The 23,397-nt window shown below is 57.9% G+C and carries 17 protein-coding genes and 4 tRNA genes; 7 read left to right on the top strand and 14 right to left on the bottom strand.

All coding sequences use genetic code 11. The features are described from left to right. Positions 1 to 41 precede the first annotated feature (41 nt). Both LOY55_RS08390 and LOY55_RS08385 read left to right on the top strand, forming a co-directional pair. Positions 42 to 2,123 carry a carboxy terminal-processing peptidase gene (locus LOY55_RS08390; RefSeq protein WP_175649011.1) on the top strand — a complete coding sequence of 694 codons (2,082 nt, stop codon included), beginning with the start codon at positions 42 to 44 and terminating at the stop codon, positions 2,121 to 2,123. 146 nt (positions 2,124 to 2,269) lie between these two features. Beyond that, positions 2,270 to 4,060: a bifunctional diguanylate cyclase/phosphodiesterase gene (locus LOY55_RS08385; protein ID WP_223522495.1), complete on the top strand. Its 1,791-nt coding sequence runs from the start codon at positions 2,270 to 2,272 to the stop codon at positions 4,058 to 4,060. 139 nt (positions 4,061 to 4,199) lie between these two features. Here the strand turns inward: LOY55_RS08385 and LOY55_RS08380 are convergent, their stop codons facing one another. The 8 genes from LOY55_RS08380 to LOY55_RS08345 form a co-directional block, all read right to left on the bottom strand. Further along, on the bottom strand, positions 4,200 to 4,526 hold the full coding sequence (locus LOY55_RS08380) for a hypothetical protein (protein WP_223522496.1): 327 nt from the start codon (positions 4,524 to 4,526) through the stop codon (positions 4,200 to 4,202). 1,000 nt (positions 4,527 to 5,526) lie between these two features. Continuing rightward, on the bottom strand, positions 5,527 to 5,946 hold the full coding sequence (locus LOY55_RS08375) for a DUF6896 domain-containing protein (RefSeq protein WP_223522497.1): 420 nt from the start codon (positions 5,944 to 5,946) through the stop codon (positions 5,527 to 5,529). Then, on the bottom strand, positions 5,943 to 10,616 hold the full coding sequence (locus tag LOY55_RS08370) for an RHS repeat-associated core domain-containing protein (protein WP_258667866.1): 4,674 nt from the start codon (positions 10,614 to 10,616) through the stop codon (positions 5,943 to 5,945). Before LOY55_RS08370 ends, LOY55_RS08375 begins: the two co-directional genes overlap by 4 nt. 194 nt (positions 10,617 to 10,810) lie before the next feature. Further along, entirely contained in the window at positions 10,811 to 11,218 is a 408-nt protein-coding gene (locus LOY55_RS08365) for a sel1 repeat family protein (RefSeq protein WP_223524119.1), read from the bottom strand. Next, a complete protein-coding gene (locus LOY55_RS08360; protein WP_007898892.1) occupies positions 11,219 to 11,590 on the bottom strand; it encodes a hypothetical protein in 372 nt (123 codons plus the stop codon). It lies immediately after the preceding gene. Beyond that, positions 11,587 to 11,928, bottom strand: a complete 342-nt coding sequence (locus tag LOY55_RS08355; RefSeq protein ID WP_223524122.1) for a helix-turn-helix domain-containing protein — start codon at positions 11,926 to 11,928, stop codon at positions 11,587 to 11,589. Before LOY55_RS08355 ends, LOY55_RS08360 begins: the two co-directional genes overlap by 4 nt. Before the next feature lie 114 nt (positions 11,929 to 12,042). Then, positions 12,043 to 12,498 (bottom strand): YkvA family protein, encoded by a 456-nt coding sequence (locus LOY55_RS08350; RefSeq protein WP_046032937.1) that lies wholly within the window; start codon positions 12,496 to 12,498, stop codon positions 12,043 to 12,045. 294 nt (positions 12,499 to 12,792) lie between these two features. After that, positions 12,793 to 13,506, bottom strand: a complete 714-nt coding sequence (locus LOY55_RS08345) for an FKBP-type peptidyl-prolyl cis-trans isomerase (protein WP_008060887.1) — start codon at positions 13,504 to 13,506, stop codon at positions 12,793 to 12,795. A gap of 267 nt (positions 13,507 to 13,773) precedes the next feature. On the opposite strand from LOY55_RS08345, the gene LOY55_RS08340 reads away from it, so the two are divergent. Both LOY55_RS08340 and LOY55_RS08335 read left to right on the top strand, forming a co-directional pair. After that, entirely contained in the window at positions 13,774 to 15,582 is a 1,809-nt protein-coding gene (locus LOY55_RS08340) for a di-heme-cytochrome C peroxidase (protein WP_223524125.1), read from the top strand. Next, on the top strand, positions 15,579 to 16,712 hold the full coding sequence (locus LOY55_RS08335) for a catalase family protein (RefSeq protein WP_109787724.1): 1,134 nt from the start codon (positions 15,579 to 15,581) through the stop codon (positions 16,710 to 16,712). The genes LOY55_RS08340 and LOY55_RS08335 overlap by 4 nt, the downstream gene beginning before the upstream one ends. Before the next feature lie 144 nt (positions 16,713 to 16,856). On the opposite strand, the gene LOY55_RS08330 is transcribed toward LOY55_RS08335, so the two are convergent. From LOY55_RS08330 to LOY55_RS08315, 4 genes are all read right to left on the bottom strand, one after another. Then, a tRNA-Asp gene (locus LOY55_RS08330) sits at positions 16,857 to 16,933 on the bottom strand. A 15-nt stretch (positions 16,934 to 16,948) separates the two neighbouring features. Then, a tRNA-Val gene (locus LOY55_RS08325) sits at positions 16,949 to 17,024 on the bottom strand. Positions 17,025 to 17,223: 199 nt separating this feature from the next. Then, positions 17,224 to 17,300, bottom strand: a tRNA-Asp gene (locus LOY55_RS08320). Between the two features lie 19 nt (positions 17,301 to 17,319). Continuing rightward, positions 17,320 to 17,395: transfer RNA gene (locus LOY55_RS08315), tRNA-Val, on the bottom strand. A 161-nt stretch (positions 17,396 to 17,556) separates the two neighbouring features. Between LOY55_RS08315 and rdgC the strand changes: the two genes are divergently transcribed. The 3 genes from rdgC (at position 17,557) to sugE (ending at position 20,051) form a co-directional block, all read left to right on the top strand. Continuing rightward, positions 17,557 to 18,477 (top strand): recombination-associated protein RdgC, encoded by a 921-nt coding sequence (gene rdgC, locus LOY55_RS08310; RefSeq protein WP_046032934.1) that lies wholly within the window; start codon positions 17,557 to 17,559, stop codon positions 18,475 to 18,477. A 175-nt stretch (positions 18,478 to 18,652) separates the two neighbouring features. Next, the gene (locus LOY55_RS08305; RefSeq protein WP_223524127.1) at positions 18,653 to 19,618 is read left to right on the top strand and encodes a bile acid:sodium symporter family protein; all 966 of its coding nucleotides are present in this window, start codon (positions 18,653 to 18,655) and stop codon (positions 19,616 to 19,618) included. A gap of 118 nt (positions 19,619 to 19,736) precedes the next feature. Next, positions 19,737 to 20,051 carry a quaternary ammonium compound efflux SMR transporter SugE gene (sugE, locus tag LOY55_RS08300; RefSeq protein WP_010456757.1) on the top strand — a complete coding sequence of 105 codons (315 nt, stop codon included), beginning with the start codon at positions 19,737 to 19,739 and terminating at the stop codon, positions 20,049 to 20,051. A 124-nt stretch (positions 20,052 to 20,175) separates the two neighbouring features. Here the strand turns inward: sugE and LOY55_RS08295 are convergent, their stop codons facing one another. After that, positions 20,176 to 22,050, bottom strand: a complete 1,875-nt coding sequence (locus LOY55_RS08295; RefSeq protein ID WP_109787727.1) for an MFS transporter — start codon at positions 22,048 to 22,050, stop codon at positions 20,176 to 20,178. A gap of 98 nt (positions 22,051 to 22,148) precedes the next feature. Further along, positions 22,149 to 23,300, bottom strand: coding sequence for a TDT family transporter (locus LOY55_RS08290; RefSeq protein ID WP_109787728.1), 1,152 nt, complete (start codon positions 23,298 to 23,300; stop codon positions 22,149 to 22,151). Positions 23,301 to 23,397 lie beyond the last annotated feature (97 nt).

The following is a 23,397-nucleotide window of genomic DNA, read 5'->3' as shown; positions in this document are numbered from 1 at the left end:
GGCCTAATATGCGTGATCAATTGTCCCCGCGTCGAATCAGCATGAAGCATTTTTTTCCTGGCACCGCCCTAGCCCTATTCATCGGTATCGGCCTGTTGCCGCTATCGACCAATACGTTTGCAGCCAATAGCTGGGACAAGCTTCAGCCTGATCGTGACGAAGTAATCGCCAGTCTGAACGTCGTCGAATTGCTCAAGCGCCATCACTACAGCAAACCGCCGCTCGATGACGCGCGCTCCGTGATCATCTACGACAGCTACCTCAAGCTGCTGGACCCGTCGCGCAGCTACTTCATGGCCAGCGACATCGCGGAATTCGACAAATGGAAAACCCAGTTTGACGACTTCCTCAAAAGCGGCGACCTGAACGCCGGGTTCACCATCTACAAGCGCTACCTGGACCGCGTCAAGGCGCGTCTGGACTTCGCCCTTGCCGAGTTGAACAAAGGCGTCGACAAGATCGATTTCACCACCAAGGAAACCTTGCTGATCGACCGCAAGGACGCGCCTTGGCTCAAGTCCACCGCCGAACTCGACGACCTGTGGCGCAAACGCGTCAAGGACGAAGTGCTGCGCCAGAAGATCGCAGGCAAGGACTCCAAGCAAATCCAGGAAACCCTGACCAAGCGCTACAAGAACCAGTTGGCGCGCCTGGACCAGACCCGCGCGGAAGACATCTTCCAGGCGTACATCAACACCTTCGCCATGTCCTACGACCCGCACACCAACTATCTGTCGCCGGATAACGCGGAGAACTTCGACATCAACATGAGCCTGTCCCTGGAGGGCATCGGCGCTGTGTTGCAGAGCGATAACGACCAGGTGAAAGTCGTGCGTCTGGTGCCGGCAGGCCCGGCCGACAAAACCAAACTGGTTGCTCCGGCCGACAAGATCATTGGTGTTGCCCAAGGCAACAAAGAGATGGTCGACGTGGTCGGCTGGCGTCTCGACGAAGTGGTCAAGCTGATCCGCGGCCCGAAAGGCACCGTGGTGCGCCTGGAAGTCATTCCGGCCAGCAATGCGCCTAACGACCAGACTTCCAAGATCGTGCCGATCACCCGCGAAGCGGTGAAGCTTGAAGACCAGGCCGTGAAGAAGTCCGTGCTGAACCTGAAACAGGACGGCAAGGACTACAAGCTCGGCGTCATCGAGATTCCGGCCTTCTACCTCGACTTCAAAGCCTTCCGTGCCGGTGATCCGGACTACAAGAGCACCACGCGCGACGTCAAGAAACTGCTGACCGAGCTGCAGAAGGAAAAAGTCGACGGCGTGGTCATTGACCTGCGTAACAACGGCGGCGGTTCCCTGCAGGAAGCCACCGAACTGACCAGCCTGTTCATCGACAAGGGCCCTACTGTTCTGGTGCGTAATGCCGACGGCCGTGTCGACGTGCTGGAAGACGAAAACCCGGGCGCGTTCTACAAAGGCCCGATGGCGTTGCTGGTCAACCGCTTGTCCGCCTCGGCTTCGGAGATTTTTGCCGGCGCCATGCAGGACTACCACCGCGCGTTGATCATCGGCGGCCAGACCTTCGGCAAAGGCACCGTGCAGACCATTCAGCCGCTGAACCACGGCGAACTGAAACTGACCCTGGCCAAGTTCTACCGGGTTTCCGGCCAGAGCACCCAGCATCAGGGCGTACTGCCGGACATCGATTACCCGTCGATTATCGACACCAAGGAAATCGGCGAAAGCGCCCTGCCGGAAGCCATGCCGTGGGACACCATCCATGCGGCCATCAAGCCTGCGGTCGACCCGTTCAAACCGTACCTCTCGCAACTCAAGTCCGAGCATGACGTGCGTTCGGCCAAAGACGCGGAGTTCGTGTTTATCCGCGACAAACTGGCCCTGGCGCAGAAACTGATGGCAGAAAAAACCGTTAGCCTCAATGAAGCGGATCGTCGTGCACAACACACCGATATCGAAGCCAAACAACTGGCCATGGAAAACATCCGTCGCAAGGCCAAGGGCGAAGAGCCGCTCAAAGAGCTGAAGAAAGAAGACGAAGACGCCATCGCGGCCGAGCCGGACAAGACCAAGCCAGAAGACGACGCCTACTTGAGCGAGACCGGTCGGATCCTGCTGGACTACCTGAAACTCAACAGCGCGGTCGCCAAGCACTAAGTTGATACAATCACGATGATGGCAATTTAATGCTGACGCTCCCCGGAGCGTCATCAAACAGTCATCATTCTGTCGTGAAATAAGGGACTGGGAGCACCTCTGACAAGAGGCTGCTCCCAGTCCTTTTTTATCGCCCCGAGATTGCCATGACCATGACAGAACAGCTGAGTGCCTTGAGTTCCATACTGGCTCAAAGCGGCTTGCACAGCCTGTTCCAACCGATCATTTCCCTCTCCGAGCGATGCATTGTCGGCTATGAAGCCCTTACTCGCGGCCCTTCGAACAGCCCGCTGCACTCCCCCATTGCCTTGTTCTCCGTGGCGCGCCAGGCCGGTCGCTTGAGCGAGCTGGAAATCGCTTGCCGTGAAAGTGCTTGCCGACGTTTCAACGAACAGCAACTGCCAGGCAAGCTGTTTCTCAACGTCTCCCCGGAATCCCTGCTCGAAGCCGCCCACCAGCCTGGGCGCACCCTGCAACTGCTGCAGGATTTCGGCATTCCACCGAGTCAGGTGGTCATCGAACTCACTGAACAGACCCCGACCGACGATTTCCAGTTGCTGCAAAACGCGCTGCATCACTATCGGGCGATGGGCTTTTCCATCGCACTGGATGATCTGGGGGCGGGGTATTCAAGCTTGCGATTGTGGTCCGAGCTGCGTCCGGATTACGTGAAGATTGATCGCCATTTCATCGACGGGATTCACCAGGACGCGCTCAAACGCGAATTTGTCGGCTCGATCCTGCAAATCGCCAAAGCCTCGCGGGCCCAAGTGATTGCCGAAGGTATCGAATTGCCGGAAGAGCTCGCGGTGTTGACCGAGATGGGCGTCGACCTGGTCCAGGGCTATTTGCTGTGCCGTCCTCAGGAGCACCCGCCCCGGGATGCACGTAACCTGATGCCCAAACACGACAGCACCGCCGTCGCGCTTAACGACGAAGGCAGCGACCTCAGTGCCCTGCTCAACGACCAACCGGCCGTGTCGCGCGACACGCCGACCGCCACCGTGCTGGAAGCGTTCCGCCGCCAGGCCAACCTGAACTCCCTGGCGGTGCTCGACGAGCAAGGCCACCCCTGCGGCATCGTTCACCGGCATTCGCTCTCAGACGCGCTACTCAAGCCGTTTGCCACCGACCTGTTCGCGCGCAAACCGATCAGTCGCTTGATGAACGACGACTTTCTGGCCGTGGAAATGAGCCAGTCGCTGCAACAGGTCAGCCGCCTGATCACCAGCCGCGCCCGCCAGCGCATCGAAGAAGATTTCATCATCACCCTCAACGGCAGCTACCTGGGACTGGGTCGGGTCATTGATGTACTCAAACTGATTACCGAACTAAAAATCCAGCAAGCCCGCTACGCCAACCCGCTGACCCTGTTGCCCGGCAACGTACCGATCCAGCAATGCCTGACACGGTTGCTGCAACAGGAGCGCGAGTCGATCATCTGCTACGTCGACATCGACAGCTTCAAACCCTTCAACGACATCTACGGCTACGGCCGTGGCGACGAAGTCCTGTTGTGCCTGGCGCAATGCCTGAACGATCGCGTCGACCCTTCCCGCGACTTCGTCGGCCATATCGGCGGCGACGACTTCCTGCTGGTGCTCGGCCCGGAAGACTGGCGAAAACGCTTGAACCAACTGCTGGACGACTTCCACAGCCAATGCCGACGCTTCTACCGCAGCGAACACCTGGAAGCCGGCTGCTTCATCGCCCCCAATCGTCAGGGAGTGCGCCAGGAATTTGCGCTGCTGTCACTGTCGATTGGCGTAGTGCACCTGCATCCGCGGGCCTGTGGACAACTCGATGCGAGCCAGTTGGCGGAGATGGCATCGCAGGCTAAACACCATGCGAAGAATGTGCAGGGGTATAGCGTGCATGTGATTGATAGTTTGGCGGTGCCAGAAAATGAGGACGCACTGTTTGAAGGGCAGCGCTGAATGATCTGACGCCATAGCGAGCAGGCTCGCTCCTACATTAACCGCTTACTTCTGGAAATACTCGGTTAAATGTAGGAGCGGGCTTGCCCGCGAAGAGGCCCAATCAGACTGACCAAATTTTGAGCCTGATCCTCAATTTCTAAACCTCAGAAAATCGAGCCCGCAACCGCCGCCCCAGCACATCAAGCACGTCACAGCCATCGCGCAATGGAATGGCACAGAGTAAGGCAAAGTCGCTGAGGATAAAGGATTCACACTCAACCGATCCGCGCATCGACATGTTCTCCAGCACCTGTGTAACGGCGCGAATTCGATAGTTGGCGGCGTCGTATAAAACATCGAGCGGGGCGTGGGTATCGACGAACAGCGTAGGCATGTTGGTGCAGTTGCTGGTGAGCGCCATGAAGCGATTTTTGGGATGCGGGATTGGTTTTTCGTAGGGTGGATCAGGATGTAGTGTTGGCATTTAAGACCTTCCGATGAAAATAGGAGCTGCCAAAAGCCTTCCTACAGGCTTGGGTGGCAGCTATACGCGGGGTAGGAATACCGAGCATCGGAAACTCGACCACGCCGAAACGTGCCCGCGCACAGCCGCCGTAACAGATGTTACGGACGTGCATTGACGGCCGCAAATCAAGTTTCGAACGCTTACAGCGCTACCGATGCTATGAAGGGTTCCTACACCCCACCACTGAATTTTCAGTGACCATCAAAGGCTATCGGTTGAATTCGATTCACACCAGTTCATGGAAACCGATACGAGTTGAAGGAAACTTCCGACGGGCTTGCCCAGAAATTTCGCTCAAAAAAGCAAACGTGGCGAAAGGCTCCACTGCAGCTTGGCTTGATTTCGCCACCTGTTGAATCCACCACCTATAGCTGCCGCTCAGCAACGACAGAATGCGGCCCAGAGTGTGTAAAAACGCCTGCCACTCTCTTGCTACCGACTTCAGACGGAGCAGAACGCCAAGCTATCAAGATCGATCTTGGCGTAGCTCCCCAATTCGCCCTTGTAGAGATTGATCTTGGAAACTCCTAGCTCGGATTGTAAAAACTCAACAATCTTTCTAAGATTACCGTTTTTAGATATCGTAGTCGGACGTACTACCGTTGCCTGTCCGGGTTCATCATCGTAAATTCTGATCAGAAACAAATCCACTTCGTTCTGTATTTCGTAGTTACAACCACGGTACTCATATCCAACTTCGTGGTCGACATCATCAAATCGAGTAGATTTCACTATCTTCAAAGTAGAAGCCCGTTAAATATTTTTCACAAAGGACCACAAAGGGGACGGATGTATCTATTACTTAGAACGGGACCAAAAAGAGGACGGATTTGTTTGTTGCTCTTATTAATGCTACCAATACCTTCGAAGCTGACAGCAAAAATAATCCGCCCCCCTTTACTCCGCTACTTATCGCGACAAACCATCAAAATCGATATTCTAGATAAAAAACACATCCTCACCAATTAACTGCGCTCTTAAAGTAGAGATTCGACATAGAGCCAGAAACCCTCTCTACCTTTCCAAGACTGATATATTCATTGAGGTCTCGCTTCACCGCATCCTGATCTATGTATTTAGGGTGTAGCAGAGGAACTTCACATGCGTAAATGTATAGTCTCCACACATCAAATCCATCGACTCGTTCGCCTGGCCCGTAATCGAAATCAACGCATATCTCCGGAAAATACACCCTACAACCAACACCATGCAATTCGTAATTTATGCCATCTAAAATTTCACCTCGCTGCGGAATTTCATTTGCTCGCCACAGCCGCAGAATACATTTTTTACCAAATCGTTCCTCAAGCAAGTCTGTAGCTTTTTCTACCTGAGCCAGAAAGTCATCAATCAAACATTCTAAATCTTCGTTTTTCATCTTCTTGCCCTCACCAATCTATCATGCCCTACATTATCGGCAGACTCTTTAACTTCATCGATACTATTGAAAATACTGTGATGGCTTACAATATCTTTAATCAATACGATACTGACTTTAGTGTGGGTTTGTCTGGCCGCAGAAGCCCTATGGTGCCCATCGACTATATAGCGGTTTCCATTATGTTCCACAACATCAATTGGCCAATCGTCGTCATATCCTTTTTTTTGCATTTTTCCAGCTATAGCTTCTACTTGCTTGGTGGAAGTTTTACCCTCTATTGAATGAGTTCTTTTTAAACTGCCTGGATCTACTCCGCTGATTATTGTAGGAAGCGCCGGTTCACCCTCATCCACCCTAGCGCCAGTCGTATCATCCGGCGCCGAACACCCAGGCTTATTCGGCGGCGGGCAGTTCCCGCTCAACCCCAACGGATCAACCCATCCCGTCGGATTCGGCGTGTACTGGTACTGGTTCAGCCCACCCGCCAACTTGATCGGGTCCGGCGTCAGGTACCGTCCAACATCCGGATCATAGTACCGATGCCGGTTGTAGTGCAGGCCGCTCTCGGCGTCGAAGTATTGCCCCTGAAACCGTAGCGGCTGCTCAAGCTGCTCGCCTCCGCCGAACGCCAGGCGCGTGACTTTGCCGTAGGCGTTGTACTTCGCCGACCAGACGATTTCGCCGCCAAAATCGGTCAGTTCCTGCGGTGTGCCGAGGTGGTCGAGTTGGTAGTAGAACGGGCAAGCTTTGTGTGGGCCTTTGCCGTCGAGCATCGCCAGCGGGCGGAAGCTGCCGGGTTCGTAGATGTAGCTGCGGTAGTGTTCGCGGCTGCTTTCGGCGATGAGGTTATCGCCTTGCCAGAAGAATTCGGTGGTGTGGCCTTCGACGGTTTTGGCGATGCGGCGGCCGAAGGCGTCGTAGCGATAACTTGAGTTGCGTCCATCCGGGGTGGTGACGCCGATGAGCCGGTGCTGGCAGTCGTAGCGGTAGTCGGTGACGAGTTTCTGTGCGGTGCCGCGACGTGCGCGGATCAGGTTGCCGAAGGCGTCGTAATCGTAGTGGCGGTCGCCTTGCAGGAGCAGGCGATTGCCCTGCACTTTGGCGGCGCCGGGTCGGTCCTGCATCAGCAGGTTGCCGGCCGGGTCGTGGGCGAAGCTTTCCGGTGGGTCGTCGCGAGTGTGGCGCACGCCCGTCAGGCGGTTGAGCGGGTCGTATTGGTAATTGCGCTGGCCGTGGCGGGTGTCGGCAATGCTGTCGAGATTGCCGTTGGCGCTGTAGGCAAAATCGCGTCGATACAGCGATTTCTGCCGTTGGCTGACAGCGTGAGCCTGCAAACGACCCTGATCGTCGTAGGCATATTCGCTGAGCAACTGGCCTTGCTGGCGACGCTGCTCGCGACCGAAGGCAAACTGATGGCTGGTGAGCCGCGTGTCGTTGAGGTCGACGGCGGTCAGCGTACCGCCCTTGGCGTGGTGGTAGTCGAGTTTGCTGTTGTCCGGCAGGCGCAGGCGCGTGAGCAGGCCGCAGGCGTCGTAGGCATAACGCAGCGTGCCCCAGCCCTGATGTTCGGTGATCAGCCGGTCCTGTCGGTCGTACTCGAATTCCAGCGGGTGGTCGTGGCCGTCGTCGACGCTAATCAGCCGACCGAGTCGGTCGTAGCGGTACTCGACCCGGATGCCGTCAGGCAGCGTTTTGACGAGCAAGCGCCCGGCCGCATCCCGTTCATAGGCGGTAACGAGCTGCGAACCATCAGCGCCGAACTCGGTTTTCTCCAGCAGATGCCCGTTGAGGTCGTAGGCATACGCGGTGCGTTGGCCGTCGAAGCCGGTTTCCTGTCGGATCAGGCCGCTGGGCGTGTAGTCCAGCTGATATTTTTCACCGGATTCGTTCTCGATTTCCGTGAGTAACAGCTGCGCGTTGTCGTAGCGATATTTCAGCTGAGTGCCATCGGCGTTGAGACGGCGGCTGACCAGGTGCAGATCGTCGACGTACTCGTAACGCGTGACGCGCCCCAGTTCGTCGCGTTCGGCGGTGACTTTTCCGTAGGCGTTGTAGCTATAGGCGCGACTGGCGCCTGTCGGCAGGGTCGTCTGGATCAGTCGACCGACGGCGTCCCATTGGTACTTCGTGACGGCGCCATGTTCGTCCTGACGGGTAAGCTGCCGCCCCAAGGCATCGTAGGAAAAGCGCCGTTGACCACCGTCCGGCAAGGTCTCTTCGAGCAATTGCCCCAAGGCATTCCAGACGAATACATGGCGGCTGGTGTCCGGGTAGCGGATCGACAGCAAACGTCCTTGGGCATCGTAGTGGTAATGGGTGCTTTGGCCATCGGGGTCGGTCGCTTCAGTGACGTCGCCCTGAGCGTTACGGTGGTACTTCCAAATGGCTTGGCCGCGATAGCGCGCATGCAGGAAACCGTTGCGGTACTCGTAGGCCGTTGGCTCGTCTTCTGGCGGAATCAGCGCCACCAGGCGTCCGACTTCGTCATAGCGGTATTCGGTGACGGCGCCGAGCGCATCCTGCTCGGCGATCAGCCGCCCTTGCTCGTCGTAGGCCTTGAGCTGTTCGCCACCGTCCAGGTCGACCTTGCGCACCAGCCGCGCACGCTCGTCGTGGACGTAAACTTCTTCGCTGCCATCGATGTTGTGGACGGTGACGCTACCGGCGTCATCCCAGACGTAGCGCGCGTCCATCTGCGCAAACGAGGCCCAGTGGCGGATGCAGCGTGCCGCCTTGCCGGAGCGCTCCCACTCCCAGAAAAAACTCGCCCCGCCGGCCAGTTGCCGCTGGAGGATGACGTGCTGGTCGTCGTAGTCGTAGCGCTCGCTTTCGTCGGCGGCGTTGGTCGCTTCGATAAGCTGTGCGCGTTCGTCGTAGGTGTAACTGACCAATGTTTGCTCGGTCTGCCAGGACGCTTCGAGGGTCTGCGTCGGGGCAAATACCTGATAGTCGACGGCGACCAGATGATTGCGTTCATAACGCAACAGCAAGGCGCGACCGGCACCGTTGTCGAGGCGCTGAATGCGCGCCTGGCGGTCGCGGGTGATGCGCAAGCGGTTGGCGTAGGCGTCACTGATCGCCGTGAGTTGGCCGTGGTGAAAATGGTAAAAGCGCGTGTCGTCGCCGGCCTGGGCGAGGATCAGTTCTTGCGGTTCAGTACCGAGGTAAATCGCCGCACGCGACAGGCTGTTGTGGATGGCCGGACGCTCGCTGCTCGGCAGTGGGAAAGCGCTGCGACGGTTTTCGTGGTCAATCCAGATGACGCTGTCGCCATCGATTTCCAGTCGATGGGATAAGGAATGACTCCAGCCGAAACCGAGGCCGCTATCGAGCTCGGCAGCGCTGGTGCGGTAGAGCCGGGTGAAGTCGAACGGCAGGAGGCCGTCCAGCGTACCGTCAGTGAGGGTCAGCAGTTCTTCGCCGGTGACCATCGACACCGGGCATTTGTTGGTGGCGGTGTTGGCAGCGGAATCGGCACTGTCGCCGTTGGGGTTGGTGGCTTGTTTTGAGGCGTCGTCGTGGAGTTCGTTTTGCTTGAGGGTGGTGTTGCGTTTGGGCTCCCAGCGCAGCTGCATCCGGCCCTTTTTCAGGCCGGCCGCGCCGCCGCGGGCGGCGACGGTTTTGTAGTGGTCGACGTACTTCATGAAGCGGTTGAGGATGTTGAAGGTGGCCTCGACAAAACGTATCGCGAGACCGGACAGAACCTTTCCGTAATGAAGTCCGCGGGAGGTTAAATAGGCTTTGGCGACGGGTATTCCGACTCGCGTGGACACCAGCGCAGAAGCGATCAACAGGTCGATCAGTAATGAGGCAATCACATGGCTGGTGATCTTTGTCGATTCACCCGCAACCACACTCGGCGGCAGCATCTCCAACCACAAGCTGGCTGTGCGCAGCAGCAAACACAGCGCCGCTTCGTCGCTGGCCAGCAACTGAACCTTCTCCATCGTGGCCGGAAATTGTTCAGCCAGTTCGACCAAGTGATCGGCACCACTGCCCAACCGCTCAGCGAACTTGCGAGGATCCTTAAGAATGTCCGACAGCAGGCTGATGCTGTCCCACACCCCGACCACCGCCGCCCAACTCCCGGCGAGCATGCCGTTGCCCGCCGCAGCAAAAGCCGATTGCGACCACTGCGGTTTGAACCCTTGCCACTCGCTGCGCAGCCACCCGTCCAGCTCTTTGCTCAGGCCGTCATAGGAGGCAAAAAGCTCATCAATTTGCTCAGGCGTGACCTCGCTCTGAACATGCACGCGGTAGAACTTGCCGGGTATCCCTTCGAACTGCCCTTTACCGTTTTCATCGAGCTTGACCGATTTAATCTCGCCGCCATCCTTGGCAATCACATCCACCGAAATATTCCCCAACGGGATGTCATAAACCGACTCGAACTTGCTCTCGATCTGCAGAATGCCGCCTGCCGGACACTGCGCCACACTGGACAGAAAATCCGCATCGCCACTGCTCACCGCCGTCGTGGTATTGCCCAGTTTGATCAGCCGTTCCATACCCATCAGCGCAGGCATATCCACGGCGTGACTGGCCGTGTCCGCCGTTCGGTTAAACCAGCGCTTGAGCTGCTCGCGGTATAGCGAAAGCGTGTCTGGAAAACTGTCGAGTTCCTGCTCGATGCGGGCGATGTGCGGGTGAACAATCGGGTCAATCATGGGCAATCCCTCGCGCAGAAAATGGGCGCGCGAGACTTTGCCGGGGATCAAACCGGAAAGAAGTCAGGGAAGTAGGCAATGGCCGTAGGGCAAATCTCTAATTCGCCCTCACAAAACGCCAGACAGGCACAAACAAAAACGTGGCGTGAGTTCGCCCTCACGCCACGTTCATTTATCAAACAATTTTTTGGGAGTTACTGTGTAGGACCGCGAGACGCCAGCTCTTTCAATTTGAGCTCGGCCAATGGATGCCCGGCCTTGGCGGCCATGCCCCACCAGCGCGCGGCTTCAAGTGGGTCCGGCGCCTTGCTCGGCGTGCCGGCCAGGCTGATCACACCGACCTGGTAGGCGGCCTTGCCGTCACCCGCCAACGCCGCCAGGCGCAGCAGTCGAACGCCCTCTTCACGAGCACCCAGCCCGACACCGCGAAAGGTCAAAATGTGGCCATAGAAGCTCTGAGCGCCAACGTCACCCAGGTTCGCCATGCGTGCGAACTGGCCTTCCAGCCAGTGCCAGCCCCGCGGCTGGCGCACAAACCATGACCAATGAAACAAACGGCGAGCCAGCCAGTAACCAGCCCGCGCCTTGAGCTTTAAAAACACTCAGGCCTCTGCCGATTCGGGGTATTCGTATTCGAACACTCGCACCACTTCCGATGCATGCCAGGACGCGGCGGCGACACCGTCAGACGGTCCGGAAAAACGCCCCAGACGCTCGACACATTCGAAGAAGCCGGTGCGCGGCAGACGGCTGGCACCCTGGCTGATTACCAGCGAACTGCGCAACGGCTGTTCGGCCCTGGCATCCAGTGCGGCCAGATGTTCAAGGGCTGCCGTCAGGGTTTGCATGGCCGGCGTGGGCAATTGCAAACGCTCCAGCAACGCTCGATACGTCAAGAGATGGCGCTGACGTCGCGCCTGATCCAGCTCCCCAAGCAATCCGTCCCAATGTTGACGACTGATGCGTACGCTCACGATTCATCCCTCCACCCTGGCACCGTCAATTCCCAGGCCAGGCTGCGGCGAATCGCAGCGTCGGGTTGACGCTCGCCACTTTCGATCAAGGCCAGATAAGACGGGCTGATGCCTACCGTGCGGGCCAACGCTTCAATGGCGATGCCCTTCCCTTCGCGCAAACTGCGTAGTTGATCCAGACCGGGAAGAATCGGTTCTGGTGTTGCCACGTGAGGCACTGGCGCTTCGCGTGGCGGTTGCTCGTTGATGCCTGCTGCTTTCAGTAGAGCCTGATATTGAGCCCACGGTAAAACTGCATACTCGGGCTCGCCTTCGCGTGTGATTATCTGAATATCCATGACTTCCCCGTAGGACAACGACACTTAGCGAGTCGGCACTTTTCCCTAGAAGTGTAATCCTAACAGCGGCCAAGGTCGCGCGGGGGTATGAATAAAGGGGGATTCTCAATCAGTTCAGTGTTTTCTCGGGCCCTGAAGCTGAAGTTTTTCCGGGGTGTCAGGCAGACGCTCGACCACCGCCAGCTTTTCCGGCACCTGACGTTTGCGCCAGAGGCGGAAGGCGTTGAGTTCGTCGTCGAGCACTTTCATCAGCCAGGCCAGCACTGCGATGTCATCGAGCATGCCGAACACGGGAAGGAAATCCGGAATGGCATCCACCGGACTGAGGAAATACATCAGGCCTGCGACCACCGAGATCAGCGCCTTCGGGCTGATGGCACGGTACTCCCCACGCCAGTAGGCCAGGCACAGTGCCTGCAACAAGCGCAAATCGTCTTTGACCTTGCCCAGGCGATTACCCTGGCTGGCACCTTTGCTGGCGACAGCGAACAGCAGCGTCGGCAAACGCCCGCGTGCGAGCAGGCGCCCGGCGAGTGGCAAGAATCGAGCGAAACTCCAGGGTGCTTTCATCATTCCTCCCACTGAAATGTTATCCACACAAATTGTGGATAACCTTGTGAACAGAGCTGCATTTCACGGCTGAAACCCCCGTTTCATAAGGGTCTCGCTCAGATCGGGCGTTTTTTACTCACATAAAAAAACCCAAGATTTCATTGACTTGGAGCGCCGGCACCGCTAGCACGGGCCTCTTCAATGGCTATGACTCCAGCGTACAGCAACCGTTCGCTTTGTTTACCTTCGCTAAACGCCAGATGCAACAACGCCCCGCATTAAGCGAGGCGTTGTTGTCAAAGCAGACGCAGATTACTTGGCGGCGTCTTCTTTGGCTGGATCTTTGATCGCCAGCAGTTCCAGGTCAAACACCAGCACCGAGTTGGCTGGAATTGCCGGGCTTGGGCTTTGGGCGCCGTAAGCCAGTTCGCTAGGGATGTACAGTTTGTACTTCTCGCCAACGTGCATCAGTTGCAGGCCTTCGACCCAACCCGGGATCACACCGCTGACCGGCAGATCGATCGGGCTACCGCGCTCGACGGAGCTGTCGAAAACGGTGCCGTTGGTCAGCTTGCCGGTGTAGTGAACGGTCACTACATCAGTCGGCTTAGGCTGTGCGCCATCGGCTTTCTTTTCCACTTCGTATTGCAAGCCCGAAGCGGTGGTCACTACGCCGGCCTTCTTGGCGTTTTCTTCGAGGAACTTCTTGCCGGCAGCGGCCGACTCTTCGCTCATCTTGGCCATACGCTCTTCAGCACGCTTTTGCAGCGCGGCGAAGGCTTCGACCAGCTCCTCGTCTTTGAGTTTCTGCTCTTTCTTGCCGACGGCATCTTCGATGCCCTGGGCTACGGCCTTGGAATCCAGGTCATCCATGCCTTCCTGAGCCAGGCTTTTGCCCATGTTCAGGCCAATGCCGTAGGAAGCTTTTTGCGCCGGAGTTTTCAGCTCTACGCTGGTCTGCGAATCACAACCCGCGAGTACCAGGCTAACCAGGGCTACCGCCGCCGCCAACCGATGCTGTTTCATGCTATTTCCTTGTTCATGCGCCTAAAGGGCAATCGAGTAAAGCCGCGAGCTTATCAGGCGGCCACGACCAATGGCTACCGGCATGAGAGCGGGAAACTTCTGATAAGTTCAGGTGTTTTAACCCATTTGAGCAATGGGATGATGAAGCTTCTGTCATCTGACTCCTACAGACACTGATCCCGGATCCCATAACATGGCGTAATGGCCACTTGCCGCACCTCAGACACTGAGGCATAAGAGAGCTACAACTCGACAAGGAAGTTCATCTTGCGCCTCTTATCTCGCCTCTTAATGCTGGTCGCTGTATTGCTGGGTCTTGGCCTGACCGTAGCGTTGTACTACGTCGCCAACCCCAAGTTACCGAGCTGGTCGCCCGCTCAACAGGTGCATTACCTGGAGCAATGGAGCGCAGAGGACCGCCAGACTTACTATTTCACCCCTCAAGGCACTCAGGTCAAAGGCTTGCACTATGACTGGTTCAACGCCCTCGAGCTGCCCTTCTCGCAGCAACGATTCGCTTCGCCGGACTACCTCGCACGCTTTGGTTTCCTGATCGACCCTGGCCTGAAAGCCACACCCGACAACCCCGGCAATCTGCCCGTCGGGTTTGCCCGTCACAAAAACCCCGGCAGTCAGGACGAGTTTCTCGACATCACGTGCGCGGCCTGCCATACGGGCGAATTGCGCTTCAAAGGCCAGGCGATTCGCATTGACGGTGGCTCGGCACAGCATGTGTTGCCTTCCAGTGTGCCTACATTGAAAGGGGGCAGTTTCGGACAAGCGCTGGTCGCCAGTCTGACCTCGACTTACCTCAACCCCTGGAAATTCGAGCGCTTCGCCCGCAACGTGCTGGGCGAGGACTACGACGCCCGACATCAACAGCTGCGCAATGACTTCAGGGCGTCTCTCCTGACCTTCGTCAAAGTTGCCTGGAACGACACCCACCGTGGGCTCTACCCCACCGAGGAAGGACCGGGCCGCACCGACGCCTTCGGGCGCATCGCCAATGCGGCCTTCGGCGATGCGATTTCCGCCGACAACTACCGCGTGGCTAACGCCCCGGTGGACTACCCGCAGCTGTGGGACATGTGGACGTTCAATTGGGTGCAATGGAACGGTTCGGCGCAACAACCCATGGCCCGCAACATCGGCGAATCGTTGGGCGTGGGCGCCACCCTGAGCTTCTTCGATGCCAGCGGCCAGCCGCTTAAAGGCGATGAGCGCTACCCGTCGAGTGTCCGACTGCGCGACCTGCACCAGATCGAACAAACCCTGCAACGACTCAAACCACCGGCCTGGCCTGAAGCATTGCTCGGTGCTGTCGACAAGCCCCTGGCCGCCAAGGGTCGCGAGTTGTTCAGTGAAAATTGCGCCGGTTGCCATATACCGCGCTCGGTCGAAAGTGACGGACGCTGGGTGCAGCATCTGAAAATGCTGCCGGTGGATGTCATTGGCACAGACCCGGGGGCCGCCAACAACATTGCCGACCATCGTTTTGACTTGAGCGCCTTGCAATGGGATGTGACTGAGCTGAAACAACTGGACGTTCACCTACAGCCGACACCCACTGAACCGCTGGACTTGAGCAAGCTGTCGTCGGCCAAAGGGTTGGCCTACATCACCGCTTTCGTTGGCAACCGCGCCTACCGCGACGCGAAAATTCCCACGGAGGAACAACCTGCCATGAATGGTTTCGGCCTGCCGATTGGTGTGCGGGAATTGCGCGCCTACAAGGCACGACCGTTGGCGGGTGTCTGGGCGACGGCGCCCTTTCTGCACAACGGCTCAGTACCGAGCATTTATCAATTGCTCTCGCCTCAGGATGAACGCGCCACCACCTTCTATAAAGGTACGTTCGAGTACGACCCCCAACACCTTGGTTATCGCACCGAGGCCTTTACCGATGGCTTTGTGTTCGACACACGCATCACCGGCAATCACAACAGCGGCCACGAGTTCCGTGCCGGCCAGCGCGGCAATGGCGTGATTGGTCGTCTGCTGCTGCCAGAGGAACGCTGGGCGCTGCTGGAATACCTGAAAGTATTGGGCGGCCCGCTGGAGACACAATTGCCATGAGCACACTTTGGATGCGCTTGGGCGCTTTTCTCGGCAAAACCCTTCTGTGGCTGCTGGGTCTTGGCGTGCTCGCCTGGGCGCTGGCCACGGCGTGGTTTGCCTGGCAGCACAGTGGCCCGGTTTCGGCAGATGAATTGATTCCGGAAGGCGAAGCCGCGATGACCCAGGACGTGATTCAGACGGCCGTGCGCATTGTCGATCAACACCGCGAGCCCACCCGCTACCTGCGCGACGCCCATGCCAAGGCCCATGGCTGCGTGAAAGCCGAAGTTCAGGTGTTGCCGGACCTGGCTGGAGAGATGCGCCAAGGTGTGTTCAGCGAGCCCGGCAAAACCTGGCAAGCGACGATGCGCTTGTCCAACGGCAATGCGTATCCGCAGTTCGACAGTATTCGCGATGCCCGGGGCATGGCGATCAAATTGCTTGATGTGCCTGGTAAACAGCTGCTCGCCGACCAACAGCGTCGCGCCGAACAGGACTTCGTGATGTTCAGTCACCCGAATTTTTTCGTCAGCGATGTCGCCGAGTATCGTCAGAATGTGGCGGCTCAGGCTGACGGCAAGAAGCTGATGGCGTTTTTTCCGGGGTGGGACCCGCGCAGTTGGCAGGTTCGCCATCTGTTTATCGCGTTGGCGACCTTGTCGCCTGCTCCGGAAAGTCCAACCCGGACCACCTACTTTTCGGTGTCGCCCTACAAGTTTGGTGAAGCCAATGCCAAGTTCCGGGTGATACCGGACCCGGATAGCTGCCCGGCCTACACCCTGCCCGCGCAAAACCAGAAATTGCCGAACTTTCTGCGCAACGCGCTGAACCAGCAATTATCTACGGATCGGGTGCCGGCCTGTTTCGTCTTGCAGATTCAGCGCCAGGACCCAAGCCACTACATGCCCATCGAAGACACCAGCATCGAATGGAGTGAAAACGAGGCGCCGTTCCAGACCGTGGCGCGGATCAAAGTCCCCGCGCAGGACTTCGACACGCCAGCGCTGAACCTGCAATGCGACAACCAGTCGTTCAATCCGTGGTTTGGCCTGGAGGCTCATCGGCCGATTGGCGGCATCAACCGTCTGCGTAAGGCGGTGTATGAAGCCGTGAGCGACTACCGGCACAGTCGCAACGCTGAGCAATAAGCCGATAGAAACGAAAAAGCGACCCGGACAGGTCGCTTTTTTTGTGGAGGCCCGGCAATTGCCAAACCCCGGACAGCAAAAAGCCCGCATTAAGCGGGCTTTCTGTGTGGTGACCTGGCGTTCAGTGTTCCAGGTTACCGAATATGGCGCAGCGGACGGGACTCGAACCCGCGACCCCCGGCGTGACAGGCCGGTATTCTAACCGACTGAACTACCGCTGCGCGTAGCGTTGAAAGTGGTGGGTGATGACGGGATCGAACCGCCGACATTCTGCTTGTAAGGCAGACGCTCTCCCAGCTGAGCTAATCACCCTTTACCTTCGTTGCGGGGCACATTATGCCACAGGTTTTCGTAAAGTGTTGATTTAATTGAATAATTTTTCAAATAAATCTAAAAACCAGTGAAACGACGCAACCCACAGGAACAACATGCAAACTTCAGACAGAAAAAAACCCGCGTTAGCGGGCTTTTCCGTGGTGACCTGGCGTTCAGCGTTCCAGGTTACCGAATATGGCGCAGCGGACGGGACTCGAACCCGCGACCCCCGGCGTGACAGGCCGGTATTCTAACCGACTGAACTACCGCTGCGCGTAACACTGAATGCGAATGGTGGGTGATGACGGGATCGAACCGCCGACATTCTGCTTGTAAGGCAGACGCTCTCCCAGCTGAGCTAATCACCCTTCACGTTCGGTGTGGCGCGCATTCTACGGAGCGACCTCACCTCTGGCAAGCACTTTTTTAAATAATTTTCTCAGGCCTTCCAAAGGCTTAGCGAAGGGTTGGCCTATGGCGCCGCTAAGAGAATAATGCCCACCTTTGTATATAAGGAGAGACTTACCCCATGTGGTTCAAAAACCTGCTTATCTATCGCCTGACCCAAGATCTGCCTGTTGATGCCGAGGCGTTGGAAACTGCACTGGCCACCAAACTGGCGCGTCCATGTGCAAGCCAGGAGTTGACCACCTACGGTTTCGTCGCGCCATTCGGTAAAGGCGAAGATGCGCCGCTGGTTCACGTCAGCGGCGACTTCCTGCTGGTCTCGGCGCGTAAAGAAGAACGCATTTTGCCGGGCAGCGTCGTGCGCGACGCTGTGAAGGAAAAGGTCGACGAGATCGAAGCCGAGCAAATGCGCAAGGTCTACAAAAAAGAACGCGACCAGATCAAGGATGAAATCATCCAGGCTTTCCTGCCTCGTGCCTTTATTCGCCGCTCCTCGACGTTCGCCGCCATTGCACCGAAGCAGGGCCTGATCCTCGTCAACTCGGCCAGTCCGAAACGTGCCGAAGACCTGCTGTCCACCCTGCGCGAAGTGATCGGCACCCTGCCAGTACGTCCACTGACCGTAAAAATGTCGCCGACCGCCACCATGACCGAATGGGTCACCACGCAGAAAGCGGCGGACGATTTCTTCGTGCTGGACGAATGCGAGCTGCGTGATACCCACGAAGACGGCGGCATCGTGCGCTGCAAGCGTCAAGACCTGACCAGCGAAGAAATCCAGCTGCACCTGAGCACCGGCAAAGTGGTCACTCAGTTGTCGCTGGCCTGGCAGGACAAACTGTCTTTCGTGCTCGACGACAAGATGGTGGTCAAGCGCCTGAAGTTCGAAGACCTGCTGCAAGACCAGGCCGAACAGGACGGCGGCGAAGAGGCCCTGGGTCAACTGGACGCCAGTTTCACGTTGATGATGCTGACTTTCGGTGACTTCCTGCCGGCACTGGTAGAAGCGCTGGGCGGCGAAGAGACGCCGCAGGGGATCTGATAACAACCGGTTTCTACTAACGAAACCGAACTAATTGTGGGAGCCGGGCTTGCCCGCGATGGCGATCAGTCAGCTATCAATCGGCTGACTGATACACCGCTATCGCGGGCAAGCCCGGCTCCCACAATGATTGAATTCCACCCTGGGATTGCTACTGAATAATAAGGATCAAGCCATGCGCGCACTGGCTGCATTGAGTCGTTTTGTCGGCAACACTTTTGCTTACTGGGTACTGATTTTTGCAGTCGTGGCGTTCCTGCAACCGGCCTGGTTCATCGGCCTCAAAGGCGCGATCGTGCCGCTGCTGGGGTTGGTGATGTTCGGCATGGGCCTGACCCTCAAACTTGAAGACTTCGCCGAAGTCGCCCGCCATCCGTGGCGCGTGGCCTTGGGCGTGGTTGCCCATTTCGTGATCATGCCCGGTGTGGCGTGGTTGCTCTGCCAGGCGTTCCACCTGCCACCGGAAATCGCCGTCGGCGTTATCCTGGTCGGTTGCTGCCCAAGCGGTACCTCGTCGAACGTGATGACCTGGCTGGCGCGCGGCGATCTGGCGCTGTCAGTGGCCATCGCCGCCGTCACCACCCTCCTCGCCCCACTGCTGACCCCGACACTGATCTGGCTGCTGGCGTCGGCCTGGTTGCCGGTGTCCTTCATGGAGCTGTTCTGGTCGATTCTGCAAGTGGTGCTGTTGCCGATCATTCTTGGCGTGGTGGCTCAACGCGTGCTCGGCGCCAAGGTGCGTCATGCCGAGGAAGTCTTGCCGCTGATTTCGGTGGTGAGCATCGTGATCATCGTCACCGCCGTGGTGGCCGCCAGCCAGGCGAAGATCGCCGAGTCCGGCCTGCTGATCATGGCGGTGGTGATGCTGCACAACAGCTTCGGGTATCTGCTGGGTTACTTCACCGGGCGCCTGTTCAAGCTACCACTGGCGCAACGCAAATCCCTCGCGCTGGAAGTCGGCATGCAAAACTCCGGTTTGGGCGCTGCGTTGGCCAGTGCCCACTTCTCCCCGCTGGCGGCGGTGCCGAGCGCTTTGTTCAGCGTGTGGCACAACATTTCCGGGGCGCTGCTCTCAACGTATTTCCGTCGCATGAGCGAGAAAGAAGATCGAAAACTGGCGGCACGGCCCGTCGCCGACTGAGCCACAACTTGATCCCCGGATTAATGATTGGCACTCTATGGCGCATTGCGAGGACGACCTCGCGGCTCGATCGAGTCATTAATCTGGGGACGACCCCGTCAATCGATGGAGGTCTTTCATGTCCTGGATCATCCTGTTTTTCGCCGGCCTGTTCGAAGTCGGCTGGGCCGTCGGCCTGAAGTACACCGACGGTTTCAGCCGTCCCCTGCCCACCGCTTTGACCGTTGCAGCCATGGCCATCAGCCTTGGTTTGCTGGGCCTTGCCATGAAGGAATTGCCGCTGGGTACGGCCTATGCGATCTGGACGGGCGTGGGTGCCGTGGGCACGGTGATCGCGGGGATCATTCTGTTTGGTGAGTCGATGGCGTTGTTTCGGCTGGCCAGTGTGGCGTTGATCATTGCCGGGTTGATCGGCCTAAAGGTTAGCGCTTAGGCCACTGACGCCATCGCGGGCAAGCCCGGCTCCTACAGGGTCCTTGGAGCGCCTAAAATCTGTGGCACAACACAAAACCTGTGGGAGCCGGGCTTGCCCGCGATGAGTCCGGTACATTCACCCACTATCTAACGGTGCCGCGCAACTCGCCGACCATCGCCTGCAACGCCGCCGGCTGCGCCGCCTCAACGGCCACCGCCGGCCCCGCCACCAACGTCACCCGCGACCACAACCGGTGAAACACGCCTTTGCCCGGATCACGGCTGAAGAAACTCCCCCACAAGCCCTGCAACGCCAGCGGAATCACCGGCACCGGTGTCTCTTCGAGAATCCGCGCCAACCCGCCCTTGAATTCGTTGATCTCCCCATCCGCAGTCAATTTGCCTTCCGGGAAGATGCACACCAACTCGCCATCCTTCAGATACTGCGCTATCCGCTTGAAGGCTCTTTCGTAGATTTGAATGTCTTCCTGACGACCCGCTATGGGAATTGTCCCGGCCGTGCGGAAGATAAAGTTCAGCACCGGCAAGTTGTAGATTTTGTAATACATCACAAAGCGAATCGGCCGACGCACTGCGCCGCCAATCAGAAGTGCATCGACAAAGGACACGTGATTGCACACCAGCAACGCCGCGCCCTCATCGGGAATCAGATCAAGATTGCGATGCTCCACGCGGTACATGGAGTGACTGAGCAACCAGATCATGAAACGCATGCTGAATTCAGGGACGATTTTGAAGATGTAGGCGTTGACGCCGATGTTCAGCAGCGACACCACCAGGAACAGCTGCGGAATCGACAGTTTGACCATGCTCAACAACACGATCGAGACAATCGCCGACACCACCATAAACAGCGCGTTGAGAATGTTGTTGGCGGCAATCACTCGTGCCCGTTCATTCTCGGCGGTGCGCGACTGGATCAGCGCATACAGCGGCACGATGTAGAAACCGCCAAAGATCCCCAGACCCAGGATGTCGATCAGCACCAGCCAGGTGTGGCCAAACCCGAGGATTTCGACCCAGCCATGGCCCGTCACGCTGTCCGCAATTCCACCGGAATGCCACCACAGCAGCAGGCCAAACACGGTCAGGCCAAACGAGCCGAACGGCACCAGGCCTATCTCGACTTTGCGCCCGGAGAGCTTTTCGCACAGCATCGAGCCGAGCGCGATACCGACCGAAAACACCGTCAGAATCAGGGTCACCACGGTTTCGTCGCCGTGCATCCATTCCTTGGCATAGGCCGGAATTTGCGTCAGATAAATCGCCCCGACAAACCAGAACCACGAGTTGCCGACGATCGAACGCGACACTGCCGGGGTCTGCCCCAGGCCCAGTTTCAAGGTGGCCCAGGATTGACTGAAGATGTTCCAGTTCAGGCGCATTTGCGGTGAAGCCGCCGCCGCCCGTGGAATGCTGCGACTGGCCAGGTAACCGAGCACCGCAACGCCAATGATCGCGCTGGAGACGATCGGCGCGTAGTGACTGGACGACATCATGATGCCGGCGCCGATGGTCCCGGCGAGAATGGCCAGGAAGGTCCCCATTTCCACCAGCCCGTTACCGCCGACCAGTTCTTCTTCGCGCAGGGCCTGGGGCAAGATCGAGTATTTCACCGGCCCGAACAGCGCCGAGTGGGTGCCCATGGCAAACAGCGCGACCAGCATCAATGACAGATGATCGAAGAGAAAACCGACTGCACCGACCGCCATGATGACGATTTCGCCGAGCTTGATCAGACGGATCAAACGGTCCTTGGCGAACTTCTCGCCGAACTGCCCGGCCAGCGCCGAAAACAGAAAAAACGGAAGGATGAACAACAGCGCACAGAGGTTGACGTAGATCGAGCGGTCACCGTCGATGGTCAGTTTGTACAAAATGGCCAGGATCAACGACTGCTTGAAGATATTGTCGTTGAACGCCCCGAGGGACTGCGTCACGAAAAACGGCAGGAAACGCCGGGTGCGGAGCAAGGTGAACTGTGAGGGGTGACTCATCTTCCATGTGTCCCTGATGTTAGGTAGCGAGTGGCGTGGATACGGTTATTGGAATGTCGAACGTCGATCCAGGCCACACATTACCTAATCTTTGCAGGTTATTTCTTTAATCCTGCAATGCATGGCGAGACAAACAGCTCACCGCGCCAGGCGCCTTTCAGCGTGCGTTGGGCAACGATCATCCACATCACCACCAGCAGGGCCACCAGCACGCAGCCAAAGACACTGAAGAACGTCAGGTTCAAGGTGCTGGCCAGTTTCAACGTCGTCAGCGAGTAAACACCCAACGGGAAAGTAAACCCCCACCAGCCGAGGTTGAACGGAATGCCGTCGCGCAGGTAGCGCACGGTGATCAGCACCGCGATCAGCATCCACCACAAGCCAAGCCCCCACAGCGTGATCCCGGCCACCAGCCCCAGGCCGGCGGCGACTTCCCCTATGCCCGGCAGACCGTTGGCGGCGAAGATTGCCGGTGCGTCGGCCCCCAGCAGCAACATGCCCAGTGCCCCGGTACCAATCGGGCCCAGCGCCAGCCAGCTCGAAGCAGCCATGTTTTCGTGGGGCAGTTTATGCAGCGCCATGCGCAACAACAGGATCGTCAGAATGCTGAACGCGACCGGCAAGGAAAAGGCCCACAGCACGTAGCTCGTCACCAGCACCACCAGTTGCGAATGAGCGTCCGCCAAGTGCGGCGCCAGCAAACCACCGCTGGCCGCAGCGACTTCTGCGGCCACCACCGGCAACAGCCAAACGGCGGTCATCTGGTCGATGCTGTGTTCCTGACGAGTGAACATCATGTAAGGAATCAGTACGCCGCACGCGAGCGACATCGCCACATCCAGCCACCAGAGCATTTCGGCGACATGAATCACACCGTCGCCCCAGCGCGGCAGGCCAAACACCAGGAAGCCATTGATGATGGTCGCGAGGCCCATCGGGATGGTGCCGAAAAACATCGACACGGTGGAGTGGCCGAAAATGCGCCGGGCTTCGTCGAAGAACAGTACCCAGCGGGCCGCGTACATGACGCTGAACAACACGAACAACAAAATATTGAACAGCCACAGGCCTTCGGCGAGCGCGCGCAAGCCGGGTATGGCGACGGGCAATTGCGCCAGCGCCAACGCGAGCACGCCGGTGCCCATGGTCGCGGCAAACCAGTTGGGTGTGAACTGACGGATGACTTCACGCGGGTGCTGCAAATGGCTTAAGGGTTTGAAACCGGTTTTGACGCTATTGGGGCATGTCATGGCGAACTCCTGTCCTCTGATGAGGTAGAGCCCATGGTAGAACCGAATAGAATATCTATATAACGGGTAATATCTCTAACTGTTATCTGTTTTGCAG

This window comes from Pseudomonas sp. B21-040 (genome assembly GCF_024748695.1).
Taxonomy (GTDB): domain Bacteria; phylum Pseudomonadota; class Gammaproteobacteria; order Pseudomonadales; family Pseudomonadaceae; genus Aquipseudomonas.
Note: the sequence above shows the minus strand (reverse complement) of the source record. Positions and strands in the feature narration are given on the sequence as shown.